This is a genomic window from Cuniculiplasma thermophilum, assembly GCF_052315355.1.
GTDB lineage: Archaea > Thermoplasmatota > Thermoplasmata > Thermoplasmatales > Thermoplasmataceae > Cuniculiplasma.
In genome coordinates, this window is sequence record NZ_JBLSDF010000045.1 from 1 (window position 1) to 13,076 (window position 13,076).

At 35.6% G+C, this 13,076-nt stretch carries 9 protein-coding genes and 2 pseudogenes; 8 read left to right on the top strand and 3 right to left on the bottom strand.

Translation table 11 applies throughout. The features are described from left to right. A pseudogene (locus ACNF42_RS07700) lies at positions 1 to 125 on the top strand (IS256-like element ISFac8 family transposase); the annotation flags it as partial. A gap of 141 nt (positions 126 to 266) precedes the next feature. Continuing rightward, on the top strand, positions 267 to 710 hold the full coding sequence (locus ACNF42_RS07705) for a hypothetical protein (RefSeq protein ID WP_443340174.1): 444 nt from the start codon (positions 267 to 269) through the stop codon (positions 708 to 710). Positions 711 to 1,225: 515 nt separating this feature from the next. Here the strand turns inward: ACNF42_RS07705 and ACNF42_RS07710 are convergent. Next, positions 1,226 to 1,975 carry a hypothetical protein gene (locus ACNF42_RS07710; RefSeq protein ID WP_443340175.1) on the bottom strand — a complete coding sequence of 250 codons (750 nt, stop codon included), beginning with the start codon at positions 1,973 to 1,975 and terminating at the stop codon, positions 1,226 to 1,228. A 96-nt stretch (positions 1,976 to 2,071) separates the two neighbouring features. On the opposite strand from ACNF42_RS07710, the gene ACNF42_RS07715 reads away from it, so the two are divergent. The 6 genes and pseudogenes from ACNF42_RS07715 to ACNF42_RS07740 all read left to right on the top strand — a co-directional run bounded on the left by ACNF42_RS07715 (position 2,072) and on the right by ACNF42_RS07740 (position 9,918). After that, positions 2,072 to 2,623, top strand: a complete 552-nt coding sequence (locus ACNF42_RS07715; protein ID WP_443340176.1) for a hypothetical protein — start codon at positions 2,072 to 2,074, stop codon at positions 2,621 to 2,623. A 23-nt stretch (positions 2,624 to 2,646) separates the two neighbouring features. Next, positions 2,647 to 3,156 (top strand): hypothetical protein, encoded by a 510-nt coding sequence (locus ACNF42_RS07720; RefSeq protein ID WP_443340177.1) that lies wholly within the window; start codon positions 2,647 to 2,649, stop codon positions 3,154 to 3,156. After that, entirely contained in the window at positions 3,153 to 5,894 is a 2,742-nt protein-coding gene (locus tag ACNF42_RS07725) for an AAA domain-containing protein (RefSeq protein ID WP_443340178.1), read from the top strand. Before ACNF42_RS07720 ends, ACNF42_RS07725 begins: the two co-directional genes overlap by 4 nt. 16 nt (positions 5,895 to 5,910) lie before the next feature. Beyond that, the gene (locus ACNF42_RS07730; protein ID WP_443340179.1) at positions 5,911 to 7,023 is read left to right on the top strand and encodes a hypothetical protein; all 1,113 of its coding nucleotides are present in this window, start codon (positions 5,911 to 5,913) and stop codon (positions 7,021 to 7,023) included. Further along, positions 7,024 to 8,514, top strand: a complete 1,491-nt coding sequence (locus ACNF42_RS07735) for a phospholipase D-like domain-containing protein (RefSeq protein WP_443340180.1) — start codon at positions 7,024 to 7,026, stop codon at positions 8,512 to 8,514. It begins immediately after the preceding gene. Between the two features lie 698 nt (positions 8,515 to 9,212). Continuing rightward, positions 9,213 to 9,918: pseudogene (locus ACNF42_RS07740) on the top strand (IS630 family transposase). Positions 9,919 to 10,890: 972 nt separating this feature from the next. On the opposite strand, the gene ACNF42_RS07745 reads toward ACNF42_RS07740, so the two are convergent. Next, positions 10,891 to 11,577 carry a hypothetical protein gene (locus ACNF42_RS07745; RefSeq protein WP_443340181.1) on the bottom strand — a complete coding sequence of 229 codons (687 nt, stop codon included), beginning with the start codon at positions 11,575 to 11,577 and terminating at the stop codon, positions 10,891 to 10,893. Further along, the gene (locus ACNF42_RS07750; protein ID WP_443340182.1) at positions 11,570 to 12,895 is read right to left on the bottom strand and encodes a hypothetical protein; all 1,326 of its coding nucleotides are present in this window, start codon (positions 12,893 to 12,895) and stop codon (positions 11,570 to 11,572) included. The genes ACNF42_RS07745 and ACNF42_RS07750 overlap by 8 nt, the downstream gene beginning before the upstream one ends. Positions 12,896 to 13,076: the final 181 nt, after the last annotated feature.

The window sequence follows — 13,076 nt, forward strand, 5'->3', positions numbered from 1 at the left end:
CAATGAAGATCATTTATCTGAGAGCAGCAGAGATAAATGATAAATGGTCTATGAGATCATTGAGGGGATATTATAAATGCATTGATGAGATTAAGGAAATGTTCCAAAGGAGGTATCCTTTATAAATACACAACATTTGGTACGCTATGACCTTGCCCTCCCTAATGAATCTATTAATAAAGGGCATTTCCGTTTGCGTTTTAGAAGATGAAAGGTTTGCACGTTGTTCAACGAAAGGTTATAATGTGATGACGTGTTAATCATATATGGCAGTAAATCAGAAGATCATTATAGCGCCACATACCGAAGAGCATGTAGGAAAACTTGGTATTAGCCAATTCGCAGATGATGTAAGCAAAACAATGATGTTCAACGCAAGTTGGGAAAGGCATTGGAGAAGAAATAGCCCTAAATTAGAAACTGGTGATATAATGCTATTTTCTTTCAAGGATAAGGGCGAATGGTATGTAATTGGCGATGCGATTCTCCTTTACGACGGTTTTGAAAGAGAAATTCCTGAATGTGGTGATAAATCTGAAAGTTCATGGGAATATTGCTACCATTTTTCTGGATTCAGGCTATACTCAAAATATCTTTCATATGGAGAGCTAAGCAGCGAGATTTCAGACTTCAATCCTGACAGGTATAAAAATGTCCATCTGACTCCAGATCAGTACACACAACTTTTATCCTTGACCGTAGAAGAGTAATCTTCCATACCTTAGTAGTTACATTGGATAATCTTTGCTACTAAACACTGTAAAGATCCATAAAAAATATCTTACTTCTCAAAGAAAATCATCAACATTAATCTGATTAAGGTGACCATACACTTATAATAAATTGATTTACCTGATCCTTTATCTTTAGACTTTAAATGAACTGATTTTTTCTAGAATGGTATATCTATTTCAATAACCTGGAACTACACTATTTCCCCGCTCTATTTCTACACATTCCCATAACGTATGTTTTGCCCTTCACCTATTTAGGAATTATTAATGCATAGATCATACAGATGTTGAGATAGGTATTCCGGTCTATTGAATCCTTTGAAAATGCAGGTGGATAATTTAAAATACCTTCTTTATTTTTTCTGAGAACTTCCACGAAGAGATCAGTTATAAAGTAAAACACGTGTTTCATGAAGAAATATTAAGGAGTTTTATTGGTGGTAATTAAAAATCCTCTGAGAATTAGTATATATTTTGAAATTTAACATTGATCATAATTCCCTGAAAAATTTCAGCGCATAAATTCCATTGTTTGTAATACTTACATATTTCACCTTATGGTTATTCTCCAAGTAAAAATCTTTTAGCAGATCCTTTTCGATCATCTCGCTGACCCATTTGGAGAATGTACCAGGCGTAATTTTTCGTTTTTCTCCATTTTTGGTATTTCTGTCATATTTATGAGCAGTTTGAAGTGTTTCATAAACTTCCTTATATCTTATTCCATTTCCCAGCCCTCCATCCTTATCCTTAACAATTCTTAATATATCCACATATTGTGGTTTTTTCATCAGAATTTCTCTTTGAATTTTAGGGATTTCGAACTGAATAACTTCACCTGAAAGGTCTACATAATACGGAAAACCATCTATCCAGATAGCCATAGTGTAAAGATAGAACGACATGACCTTTCTTCCTGAGGTTAAATTGAAGTAAAGGTCATCCCCCTGATATTTCTTTCTTATCTCAATTATCCTCTCCATTAAATCTTTAGGATCATTCATCCCGACTTTCTCTACTGAAAACTCTATGCCATTATATTCTGATATCTTTCCTAGTTCATCGATTGCATTTTCAATGGCTTTAATTTTTTTTTGATCTTTATCTAATTTTTCCCCAATCTCCTTAAAGACAATTATCCGAGCGATGTGGAATTTTTTATTAGCATACTTAAATGTCTTAACAATGTTCTCTCCAGCTGAAAATATATGGATTTCCTCCTTTTGTTTCATTTCACTCATTCCGACCATTAATGATTCAATTGATCGATATAATAATTTCCAAAAAAGGAAATTATTTCGAATTAATTGTATATACCCAATAAGGTTATATGATTCATGAACGAGTTAAATCTTAATACAGAAAAACGTGAAAATCAAGAGGAGGCAATTGTTAAAGTGACCATAAGTTGCGAAATGGCGAGAAGAAAAGAAAGTTATGCCATTATTGACGGAATGAACATAGCAATGATAAGGAAGAGGCATCAAAGGGGTAAATTTTCCGATATAATGAAAGCCTACAATATGCTACTGGAAACTTATAGCGCAGTAGAAATATATGTGGATGCGAGTATAATGTACAGAATAGATGACAAAAGCAACCTTGAAAAAGCGATCAAGGATGAAATCGTATATCTCTGCCCAGCCGGAATAACCGCAGATGAATTGATTTGGAAAAGATCTCTATCACTCATTTCAGCAGGTTATGAGGTCGCCATCGTCACTAATGATATGTTTCCTGTAACAAGGTATGAGCCGACATTACATAAACTGAAGAATTTAACTGTATCAATTCTCCGTTCTGGAGAAGTTTACATTATAGAACGAAATCTGAACGTTCTTTACAATAAACCTCACAGAAAGCAAAATGTACATATACTGAGTGAATAAATACTCGAGAATGGAGAATATATATGTCAAATGAAATGGGTGATGTAAAAGTTAAAAAACAAAAGACAGCTAATTCGGTTCACCTTCTACTTGTTGGACATTCAACAGGTCACATATTGAAGGTAATTGAAAAATTTAATCCCATTCATATGGAATTATTTACGTCAGTAGAATTGAAAGATGAAGTAGCAGAATTTGTGATCACCATGTCTGACTTTGAAGGTACTTACAACATTCAGTTAATTCCTTCATTTACGAAAGAAAGTCTTATCACGGGTATTTATATAATCTCTTGTAGATACTCGGAATTGAAAAGGAAATTTCCTAGAGCAAAAATATACTTTGGCATTACAGGAGGTACCAATCCGATGGCAGTAGAAATGGCAATTGCAGCCATTTTCAGTGAGGAGTCCATCCATTATGTTGTTAAAGGAAAATATTCCGTGAAAGAGCAGAATGAGATATTCATATATGATACTGCGGAATTGAAGAAATTCATAACAAATGGAAATGTAAGAGGTGGTGTCGAATGATCAATAGTTCATATCCAAATGATAGCGGGAGGGCAAATTCAGGAAGAGAGGGGATCCGAAGTAACGGTGAGAGAAATAAAGTTAGGAATGATCATCAGGAAGATTTATATTACTATAATCTAGGTGAAGAGGGAGAGGCGTTAAAGGAAAGTTCTCCCCAAAAACTCCACGATTATTTCAAGTTATTGACAAACTATAAGAAGGTAACAAGGGAAAAAGAAGGATTGGCAATATTTCAAATTAAGGCACTTTCGAACACCACTAAAAAGGAACAATATGCTGATAATGGGAATTATGAAGTTAAAATATCTATTTCTCCAAAGGTAAAGCCAGAAGACAAAGAATATGCGGAATATATTATGAACAGGATCCTTGATGGAGAAGTCACAGCACTCAAATATTATAATTCCAGAGAACAGAAGAATGAGCCTCGATTGAAAGTATTGGAATCGTCTAAGGAAAAGCGTGTTCTTTTATTGGACTCAATGCCAAAAATGGAAGAAGTAGTTCCTGATCTTAATGACTGGTCAATACAAAGGCAAATTGATGCACTAGAAAAATTGAAGGACAGACCTGAACCTCATCATTTACCATTATTAAGGCTCGCCGGTAAGAACGCAGATAAATACTGGGAAAGGCCAGATATTGGGGTAGTTAAAGAATGGAAAGTTCTCAAGGACTCATCATTCGAAGGTTTAGCGGAGCAGAGAGATATGGTTAAAAAGGCCATATATACAAAAGATTTTGCGATCGTGGAAGGACCTCCTGGATCGGGAAAAACAACAGTAATCACTGAAATAATACTTCAGCTTCTAATGATGGGAAAAAGAGTACTTTTGGTTGGTTCAACTCATGTGGCTGTTGATAATATACTTGAAAATCTGATTGAATACCGTGAAATAGTAGTCCCAATCCGTATGGCTCCAATGGACAGGGAGTTACAGGATAAAATCCTAAATCTAACATATGATAAATTTATCAAGAAATTCAAAGAGAGACTGCTTGGAAATATGCTCAAAATTCAAAATAAAACAGAAATTCAGAATGAATGGATTGGAAACCTACAGTCCACAAGAAGCGATAAATTCCTTGAAAAAATTCTTAATGAGAGTATAAATCTTGTTAGTGGTACTTCATTCGGTGTTTTACAATTTCCAGAAATAAAGGAAAGCATCAGGGATAAGTCATTCAAACCTTTGTTTGACGTAATGATAATAGATGAAGCAAGCAAGACTACCTTTCAGGAATTTCTCGTACCCGCCATGTTTGCAAGAAAATGGATCATTTCAGGAGATCCAAAGCAATTATCACCCTATACCGACAGTAACTTCATAGAAGAGAGCATTCAGTTCATTTTAGAAGAGGAAATCAAAAAACATGTTGATATTCCGATTAAGGATGTTGAAAAGATTGTCCTTAAGGCATACACCGCAAGGGAAAATATTAATTCCAGCAAAACTGAACTTAAAACCGTTATAGCGTTGGAAGACAACGAATTGGAATTGGGGGGATATATTAAAGAACAGATAGAGTCATTCAAGGAAAACAAAGTTATTTACAAAGTCCCCTCTGATGTTAAAAAGGAAGAAGAAATAAATGAAATGATAAAGATAGGTGGTTCCGATATAATCATAATAGGAAAGAATCAATTAGATAAATTTGTGGATTCTCTTCCCTATGGGGTTTATTTTGAAGAGTCAAAAAGATGGAGTAATTTTTTAAGCTACCGGTATAATTTTTTTAGCAAGGAAAAAAAACCAACGAATGGAGACCGTAATGATCATGGAAAGGAAAAGAAGACCCTATCTGGGGAAATTGCATGGAGACTTATCCGTACTTATGAGTTGAGGGATTCAGGAGATAAATACGTGAAATATCAGGAAGATATAAAGAAACTCATTCCCTCGAAGTGGGATGAAAATCCTATTTTTGACGAAAAAACTTTTCGTAAAATAACAGACTTAAAATATATGTGTTTGCCATCAATTATTGAGATCCTTATATTTGGAAACTCTAAAATTAACAAGTTCCAGAGAGAATCAGTACTGGAATCAGGACTGCCAGAGCAATACCGAGAACATATATGGACAAGACTAAGTTACCAGTGCAGAATGCATCCTGAAATTTCTTATTATCCAAGAACTCTGGTATACTCATCCAGAGATCAAAATGTCACAGCGTTGAAAGATTCCAAGATAATTGATAGGGAATGGAATTATAAAAAATACAACGAAAGAGTTGTGTGGATAAACGTTTATAATAAAGATGGTGGTCGAGACAAACCAGAACATAATAAGAATGAAGCCGAAGCAAGTAAAATAATACAGGAATTAAAGTCTTTCGTGGATTTTGCAAGCAGAGAACCTAAGAAAAACGGCCACTGGACAGTTGCGATTCTTTCCTTCTACAAACCGCAAACTAGATTGCTAATAGGCAAAATGACAAAGGAGTTTAAAAAGGAGGGATCAACCTTCTACAACAATGATAAATCGGTTTCAATATCTGTGGGAAACGTTGATTCAATGCAGGGAAAGGAGGCAGATATTGTGTTTTTATCAATGGTTCGTAATGGAGGTTTGGGTTTTCTGGATAGCCCAAGCAGGATCAATGTTGCTCTAACAAGGGCTAGATACCAGCTGGTTATATTTGGAAATAAGAAGGTATTTACTAAGGAAAGTTACAGTGACACTCTGATTTACAAGTTTGCTTCTATGATAAACTCGAGTTTTGATTTGTAAGGTGGAGGTGAAAATAGTGAAAAGTAAAGAAATAATAATGAAAAGAGAAATAGAAAGTATGCGATATGAATGTCTGGCCACTGTCAGAGTAAAGGTTGAAGCCCCATATATTTCAACTGTCTTAAAACTAGCAGAGAAAAGCGGAATTCTTACGGAGGAAGAGATTAGTGAGGAATTGTTGCCAGGTGAATCTCCTGCAATGGCAAATAACATAGTAAAAAGATACAAACAATTAGGATTCATCGATAATGATGGAAAACTTACGGAATTAGGAAAGAGAGCCGTCAAAGGTGACGTATTTATGCCGGAGCGAGGACCTTATTATATTGATGTAACAGAGGATCCTCTGATTAAAAGCAATTTCCTTCAAATTTCATATAAAATTAGGGAACACAGAGAAAATAAAGGGAGTTCACAAAATGAAGGGGAGCAGGAGAAAATGATGGATGCTCCTAATGTTCTCTCAAGGTGCACAGGTAAGTTGTCTATGGTATGGTACAATGGTGAAAATAGGGAAGTTCTAATCGAACAAATTGATAAAAAAGTAAAGTTGATCAAAAACGACGAAAAATACCTGTGTCAAGTTACAGTTGGAAAGGAAGGTTCTGTTATGGAGTTGAAAAACAAAACGTTAAAAATTTCCAAATCAATTACTGACACAGTCAAATATGAACAGGTTTGGGAGTCATTTAAGGAGAAGAATGATCTGGACTGGAAAGGTGGGCCACTAGATCAGGGATACTGCCTTGTAAAATATGGCGAGACAGATAGAAATCAACGCAAATCCTTCATAAAAACTCTTCCAAAATCAGGTCTTGAAATTGAAAATCTTGGGAATTTCAGCATAGATCCTGTTGATATGGAAATACAACCAGGTTCTGAGTCTGATGCTTCCAAGTGGGCTCTTGAACTAATTCAATTAGGGATAAAGGATTTTCTGGACAAGAATGGTTATGAAAAGATTTGCGAGAGCATATCCAGTAAATTTAAGTCTTATAAGCCAAAGGTTCCCGATATCGATAGTTTCATTGCCTATCTTTATGATCTAGAAGGGACGTCGCAGGAACTGATTCCACCGGAATACTGGTTTCTAAGAGCTCCATTGGATTTAACAGATGAGGTGTATTGAATGTTGGGTATGAATAATGTGAAAGGAAAAAAGATGGAGAAGGTAATAGACAACAGGAGCAGAGTGATAGGGCCGGTGTTGATGAGGACCGCCAGTGAAAATAGTAAACCAGTGATCTCAGGTAAAGAGAATATATTTCAATCTGGTGACCAAAACCTTCATGATAGAATACTCGAAATCATATCGTCCACAAGGGATATTTTATGTATAAGTAGCTTTATTATTCAGGATTCAGATATTTTCAGCGAAATAGAAAAATGTACACATAGAGGAGCAAGAGTCTACATACTCACCTCTGGAGAACAACAACTGCCAGATCCTTATGATGACGATTTTTCAAGGAAAGAGAGGAAAGACGCAGGGATTGAACTTATTAAACGTTTGGGTAAAAGGGCATTATTGAAATCCGGAGAAAATCTGCACTCCAAGTTCATAATATCTGATCCAAAAACTAATCCCCGAGCAATGATGTTCACATTCAATCTCACGGTCAGGGCAATGAATGAAAATCTTGAAATTGCAATTGAACTTTCAAGATCGGCTGCAATAGAGCTATACCACCAGTTTATTAAGGGTTTTTGGGTAGTGTCAAAAAGGATCTTAACCTTATCATCTGGTAACAGTAGCAGTCTTAATGCAGCGAAAGAGCACCCAGAATTTGCAATTACTATGAGCATTCCAAATGAAATCAAATGGACGATAAACAATGAAACTCTGATCAGGGAAGAACTAAGAAACCTAATCATAAGCGCAAATAGTTCGATCTCCATATCATCATGGACATTCGAAGCTTCACATGTAATAGCGGAGGAATTGATCAAAAAGGCGAAGAGTGGAATTGATGTTACTGTGTTTACACGACCTCACGAAGTAAATGCCCCTTTCCTGAGAGAGATTATAGAAAATGGTGCGAAAGTATATTGCCATAGGTTACTTCACGGAAAATCTGTGGTTATAGACGGTTCCAGAGGCATGATAATGACCGCAAACGTATCTAAGCTTGGGATGGATGAAGGTTTTGAAACTGCTGTCATTCTCAAAGAAGATCAGGTTGAAATATTGAAGCAAATACACAATGAATGGAAAAATAGGGCGGAATATGAATCAATCAATCGTATAAAATTAGGAGATGTAAAAAATGATTACTTGGAGATATCCAGTAAACTGGAAAAGAAGAACCCGCCAGCTTCATCAGAGGAGATAAATGGAGGAGAAATAAGAGTGAATATTGAAGACTATCTTAAAGGTGAATTTGAAATTGACCAGGAAATCACAAAAAAGGATGCTCTAGAATTAAGATATACTGTAACCCTTATTCCACCAAGACTTCCCAAGGGTGCTGTAAAGGTGGTGTCAAGGCCAGAGCAGAGGCTTGATATGTACAAATATAAGAATGAAAACTATGTCTGTATAAGAAACGAAGAGGATCTTGATGAGGCAAAGAGAATAGCAAAAGATATCAAGGCGAATATAGTTATTGGAAATAATTAGAATAATGGATCTCTCTAACATTCTGGTGGTAATCTCAATCCTCCTGCCACAAGATATATGATCGAATCCCCATCCTCCTCTGCCTTGAAACTATACGAACACCTGAAAGCTTTTCTTATCTTTTTGTTCAATCCTTCCACAATAGATGAATTTTGCCGCGATTTTATGGCTACCAATCTGCCCTAAATGTGCTTCTTTATCGCCTTTCCCAGCTTGATTATATCAAGCATTCTTGATCTGTATACCCATGATATCCATTCCTCAGATACTCATTTACTATGGACACATTCACCTACCATAATCTTTGAAGTGCAATCTAGAAATGATATACATGGGATATCTTAACAAAGGATGAGTGCAAATTGACTTACTGTTCTTTGGATTGATTCATGCATATGATGATTAACATTCTATAATAATATTACTATAATATGTTTCCACATGATAATTATAGTTACTGGAATGATAAAACACGGCTCCAGTGACAAATCAGAAGTCAGGGAATGTAAAAGGTAGCAGGGTTTTGAAATACCTAAGAAAGGCGTGAAGAAATCTGTCATATCAAGGAAACTTGGGGTTAACAGCAGAACAATTTAAAACTGGTCAGTTAAACTAAAACAGAATGGAGACTGACGTCACAGGAAGCTGCCAGGTTAAAGGGAAAACTGACAAAGGTTCAGAATGAGAAACTGAAGAGAATATTTGAAGTCATAGAGAAGGAATTTGATGTTGAGTACATCCCAACACATATCTGGCGTGTTCTGAAAAATCTCGGCTATTCAGGGCAGATCCCGGTTGTAGTGACTATGGAGAAGAATACTAAATACTTGAAGGAGTGGCTTGAAAAGAATTATCCTGAATATGTGAAAGAGGCGAATGAGAAGAATGCAACCTTTCTGTTCCATGATGAATCGGGAGTACAGAGCAGGCCCAACATGTGGAAGACATGGGCCCAGAAAGGTAGTAGGCTAGGAATCAAGACGAAGGACAACATGGATCGTATATCAATAACGTCAGCTGTAACACCTGACAGAAATCTATATTTCATGATTAAGGAAGGAAGCATGGATAGTAATGATATTATCAGATTCCTGAATCATTTACATGTACTGGGATAATATAACAATACACAGAAGCAGGACCGTGAAAAATTTTCTGGAAACACATAATGACAGGTTGATCACGAGAAGAATTCCGGCATATTCTCATGACCTCAATCCAGATGAATATGTGTGGAATGCCATGAAATATCCGGAACTTCCAAATTTCTGCCCTTATAACATGAATGATCTGAAGAGCAAGGTTACTCTCACAATGAACAAGCTGAAAAGTGATCCTGAAAAACTGATAAGAATAATCAGGGATTATAGTCTACCCTCACAACCAATTATGGGAAAGAATTAGGGGAAGGTAAAATAATGTTCAGAGGAGAAACTGGATCTTAATTGCATAATATAAAAAAGCAATATATCATAATCAAGTAAATCATTTACACATACAATAGTTATTACATAAGTAGTCACTTCTAATTACTAAATGAAATTGGACTAAAATCTCCTCATCTGTTTTTATTATAGCATATTTCATCATCATAGTATCGCTATAATACGTATGATAACAGTAGTAGTCTAAAAATGAAAATTCTGAGAAATAATTTTAGTTAGGTTAATCTATATTTATTGATAACAGTAGCGCTCTAAACGATATAATGTAATGTATATACCTTAACTTATCCATAACTCGAATTTGAGTCCAAAAAGATAACTGCTCAAGTGAGATATTTTAATATTGATTTTGGAGTTATTTAAAAGATCAAGAGGACACAAATACTTTCATAGTGAGACCTAACTTTAAAAAACATAGCGTTCTATATACCCCCTTATACCATCTTAGAATTGGTCAATAAAGATCCATTCAAGAAAACAGCTTTGAACAGTTGATTTTAATTTAGCTTCAATTTATAAACCCTTTTAGCAAAGAATATAGTTAGAGTGAATATGAAATACCGTAAATTTTTAAACTTGGTCTCAGTAAATAATCTTTTAGCGAGACCTATATTTACTGGGTCTGCTGTCATTTTAAATTCTAACTCAATAATGCTGTATAACAAGCGTTATACAGCGTTGTATAATCAAAGGCGATCGGAATGACAGATGGTCACTTAGATTCTGATAATTATATCCTTTTTGGGCCTTTAATTTAGATAGATCTACATAAAGACACATCTATTCATGTGCCTGTCATGGTTTTGGGTAACTCTGTCCCTGGCGAATCAACTACAACGAAATGCTGTTAACCGATGCTGATGGGGCCCCTTTATCATTTTAACCACTAGATGTCTAGGGTAATAAATATGGCATTATAGATGTTAACGAATTAAATGAAGAAACCCTCCTGTTGTTTTATACTTTCATAGCTTGCGCCCTTTACACTTAAGAAGATATTTTCAGCAATACCTGCATAGAAAGTAAATTTCTTTGACATATTTTTGGGGAAAAAAGCTGGCACGTTGAAAATTATCAATTTATATCCACTATTTGGCGTAAAATTGAGAGCAGCTAAAAAAACCTCTGGAGGCGATAGCATATTTCCTAACCTGCTTGGTTTACATAACGGATTTGGTAATATTTTTGGTATGTAAAATGTAAAATTGATACTTCCATTCACTTCATAATGCGTTTCAAAAATAGGAAAATACCAGGATAAATATCCGTGATCCCTGTAATCACTGAACGGATTTGTTTTGTTTTTAAAAATATACAGAGTATCGCAAATTGCAAAAAAACATTGCAAGTGAGGGGAAGTGGAAGAATTAGTTAATAACTGCAAATATGTGCCTGCAAAGGCGTATTCTGAAGTTATAGAGAAATTCGATGAATTACTGTACCACCATATTGTGTAATTATGAAAACCTAAAATATCCAGCATATGTTTCTCTGTGAGCATCTTTGGTTCTACTCTCGCTGATCTATCATAGGAAAGAATTTCTGAATAGGTAACGTAACTGACAAGAATTATGAATGCAACTAAAATTGCAATAATCTTCTTATTCTTTTTATTCATGGAAGACCACCGGGTAATAGCCCATCAATGTGTACGAGGAACTTATAGAAAATGGATATAATTCAGAATGAGAGCAGACAGGTCTGTCACTTTCAAAGCCTGGCAATTTCATTGAAACCGAATATAGTAGATATGCAGTAAAATTGCAGTGACCCGCTGAGAGGTCATTTATGTAGTCTGTACCTGTATATATTCCCCAGAAATGCCTATGCATTTCTTTATAACTTGTCCAGCGATAGTTATAGCTGTATTCAGCACACAAGATTGAACCGTAGTTTTTAGAATGTGTATTAGAGAATGACCTAAGGAAATAGTTATTCTCTAAATACTGTATAATGGAACCTATTATACTGTATAAAATGGCATATTCAGGAGATGTTATCGATAAAGAGGTTTGAAGTGCTTTGAAACCATAATATATTAGATCCCTCAGCCCGTTAACTCCATTAGATGAATATGTGTTAGATCCTGCACATAATGAGTAACCGTTCATAGTTAGAGGATTCGAATTTGGAGTGTAATTATCCCGTGCATATACCTTTTCAGAAAGTCTATCAGGGGACAGAAGGAAGTAATTTGGTGATATGCTTGAATTCAGGTATGATACTGTGGTCTCAAATCCCTGATCGTTGGGAAATATTTGTGTGAGTTTTTGGTTATGCAGTGTAAGGTTATAGTGAGAATTGATACCAGACGTCGAACCAAGTACCATATTGTAAGCACCAACAGCGAATCCTGTGGAATTGTAGATTTCAATTGTCCTGTTGACTGGACTGATTAAGGCAGTATACAGGTAAGCCTTATTCGGATCCTTTTCAACTCCAAATATATTGGAAGCGAACATCCGTATGCACCTAACATTTATAAGATCCCTATATGGTATATTTAATTCCACGCATTGATTTGATCTTATTGTTTTCATTGCACAGTAACCCCAATCTTTTGAGTTTATGTATTTTTCTTCATAGCCAACGTATGTAGATGGATAAGCACCATTTATCTTTCCATTTATCTTAACATATCCTTTGATTGAATAATACTCACCAGGACCCAAATATGGGGATGTAAGATTATGGAAATTGAAAATACTTGGCAATTCCCTTATACAACATCCTCCGCCTGGCGGAGTTCCTATGATTCTCATGGGTGACGGAGAGATTGTTGGATCTATGGAATATGATGAATTGGGTTGGAGGGATATGGGACCAAAAGGTACTGAAATACTGTTTCCATCATTGGTACTGCTTATAATTCCACCGTGGTATATTGACTGTTCACCATACCATGAAACTGTGAGGTTTCCTTTTTGGACGTACATGGATGATCACTCTCCTACGGATCAACTGCCTCCATACTTACAATGGATAAAACACTGGGTATCAAGGGCATAGTTGATGGGATCATGGGGCACAAGGGGAATGGCATGTCACCAGGAGATTATGTTTTGCTGTTTGCAATGAACAGGTTATCGGATCCAAGATCAAAGAACGGCATAGGAG

Bases quoted from the DNA above. Each gene is read 5' to 3' on its own strand.
- ACNF42_RS07705 (WP_443340174.1), top strand. From the start codon at position 267: ATGGCAGTAAATCAGAAGATCATTATAGCGCCACATACCGAAGAGCAT.
- ACNF42_RS07715 (WP_443340176.1), top strand. From the start codon at position 2,072: ATGAACGAGTTAAATCTTAATACAGAAAAACGTGAAAATCAAGAGGAG.
- ACNF42_RS07710 (WP_443340175.1), bottom strand. From the start codon at position 1,975: ATGAGTGAAATGAAACAAAAGGAGGAAATCCATATATTTTCAGCTGGA.
- ACNF42_RS07745 (WP_443340181.1), bottom strand. From the start codon at position 11,577: ATGAATAAAAAGAATAAGAAGATTATTGCAATTTTAGTTGCATTCATA.
- ACNF42_RS07720 (WP_443340177.1), top strand. From the start codon at position 2,647: ATGTCAAATGAAATGGGTGATGTAAAAGTTAAAAAACAAAAGACAGCT.
- ACNF42_RS07725 (WP_443340178.1), top strand. From the start codon at position 3,153: ATGATCAATAGTTCATATCCAAATGATAGCGGGAGGGCAAATTCAGGA.
- ACNF42_RS07750 (WP_443340182.1), bottom strand. From the start codon at position 12,895: ATGTACGTCCAAAAAGGAAACCTCACAGTTTCATGGTATGGTGAACAG.
- ACNF42_RS07735 (WP_443340180.1), top strand. From the start codon at position 7,024: ATGTTGGGTATGAATAATGTGAAAGGAAAAAAGATGGAGAAGGTAATA.